The following is a 2,034-nucleotide window of genomic DNA, read 5'->3' as shown; positions in this document are numbered from 1 at the left end:
GTCGAGCACGCCGACTCGGTCGGGTACGCGGTGCCGTCGGTGGATCTCGGCCTGGTCCCGTTCGGCGGCGACGATCCGGGCGTGGGCGAGCTGGTCGCGCGCGGCGCCAATATCACTGCGGGCTACTGGAATCGGCCGGAGGCGACGTCAGCCACCTTCGCCGACGGCTGGCTGCACACCGGCGACGTCGTCCGGGTCGACGACGCGGGGCGGGTGCACATCGTCGACCGGCTCAAGGACATCATCAACCGGGGCGGCGAGAACGTCTCCAGCGTCGAGGTCGAGGCGGCGCTGCTCTCGGCGCCCAACGTCGCCGACGCCTGCGTGCTGGCGGTGTCCGACGACGTCATGGGAGAGAAGGTCGGCGCCGTGCTCTTCGCCCGCGACGGGGAGATCGACGTGCGGGCCGTGCTCGAACACTGTCGCGAGCAGTTGGCCGACTTCAAGATCCCGCAATACGTCACGGTGGTTGCCGAGGAGTTGCCGCGCAATGCCGGCGGCAAACTGCTCAAGGGCAAGCTCCGCGGGCAGGTGCGATGGGGGGACCCGCTCCGATGAGCGCCACCCTGCTGATCGCCAACCGCGGCGAGATCGCACTTCGAATCATCCGCACCGCAACGGAACTGGGCGTCCGGACGGTCTCGGTGTACGCCGAGGACGATGCCGACGGCCCCCACGTGCACGCCGCCGACGAGGCGATCGGTCTGCCGGGCGCCGGCCCGGCGGCCTACCTGGATCACGCCGAGCTCCTAGCGGCGGCGAAGAAGTCCGGCGCCGGGCTCATTCATCCCGGTTACGGATTCCTCAGCGAGAACGCCGAATTCGCCCGTGCCTGCGACGCCGCCGGCTACACGTTCGTGGGGCCCGGCGCCGACGCGCTCGAGTTGGTCGGCAACAAGTCGTCGGCCCGGGCCGCCGCGATCGCGGCCGGCGTTCCGGTGCTGCCCGCCACCGAAGGGCCCAGCAGCGTCGAGGACATCCAGGCGTTTCTCGCCGCCCAGGGCGGCGCCATCATGATCAAAGCGGTCGCCGGCGGCGGTGGCCGGGGCATGCGCAAGGTGAGCCGCGCCGATCAGATCGATCACGCCTATCAGCAGTGCGCCGCGGAGGCGCACCTCGGCTTTGGTGACCCCGCGCTGTTCGCCGAGGCCGTCCTCGACGCGGCCCGGCACATCGAGGTTCAGGTCGTGGGCGCCCCGGCCGGCCACCAGACGCACGCGCTGGCACTCGGCGATCGGGACTGCAGCATCCAGCGGCGCTACCAAAAGCTGGTCGAAATCGCACCGGCCCAAGGGCTTTCGGACGATCTGCGCCGCGCCCTACACCAGGCGGCGGCGCGGCTGTGCGCCTCCGTCGGGCTGCGCGGGGTGGCCACCGTCGAATTCCTGGTCGCCGGCGAGGAGTTCGTGTTCCTCGAGGTCAACCCGCGCATCCAGGTCGAGCACACGGTCACCGAGGAAACCACCGGCGTGGACCTGGTGGCCGTGCAGCTGGCCGTCGCCGGCGGCGCGTCCCACTACCAGCTGGGGCTCCCGGCCGGAATCGCCTCGGACGGAAGCGAGGTCATCGGCGAGCCGGCCGCGCCGCGCGGCATCGCGGTTGAGGCCCGGGTCAATACGGAGACCTTCGCCGCCGACGGGGCGGTGGTGCCGGCGGCGGGCACCTTGACGGTGTTCTCGCCGCCGAGCGGTCCCGGTGTGCGCGTCGACACCTACGGCCGGCCGGGCCTGGTGACCAGCCCGCGGTACGACTCGCTGCTGGCCAAGGTCATCGCCCATGTGCACGGATCGTCGGTGCGGGCCGCGGTGCGCAAGGTCCGCACCGCCCTGGGCGAATTCGGCATCGAGGGCGTTCGCACGAACATCGAGTTGCTGCGGGAACTGTTGTCGGACAGCCATATTCGATCCGGCTGGGTGACCACGGATTTCCTCGACGACCGGCTGCCCGAGCTGGCCGCCGCGGCGCTGTCCCGCGAGCACGACATCCGGGTGGCGCCGGTCGAGCTGTACCCCGGTGAGGAAGCCCTGCGCGCGC

The 2,034-nt window shown here is 71.4% G+C and carries 2 protein-coding genes; both read left to right on the top strand.

Going from position 1 to position 2,034, the window contains the following annotated elements:
- Positions 1–558 (top strand): class I adenylate-forming enzyme family protein (locus tag VMD50_RS29635; RefSeq protein WP_414686204.1); only part of this gene is annotated, 558 nt, incomplete at its 5' end.
- Positions 555–2,034, top strand: a 1,480-nt coding sequence (locus tag VMD50_RS29630; protein WP_325433544.1) for an ATP-binding protein, incomplete at its 3' end; no start/stop codon positions are given. The genes VMD50_RS29635 and VMD50_RS29630, both read left to right, overlap by 4 nt.

It is taken from the genome of Mycobacterium sp. (genome assembly GCF_035506235.1).
Classification (GTDB): Bacteria; Actinomycetota; Actinomycetes; order Mycobacteriales; family Mycobacteriaceae; genus Mycobacterium.
This window is presented reverse-complemented; position numbering and strand designations above follow the sequence as displayed.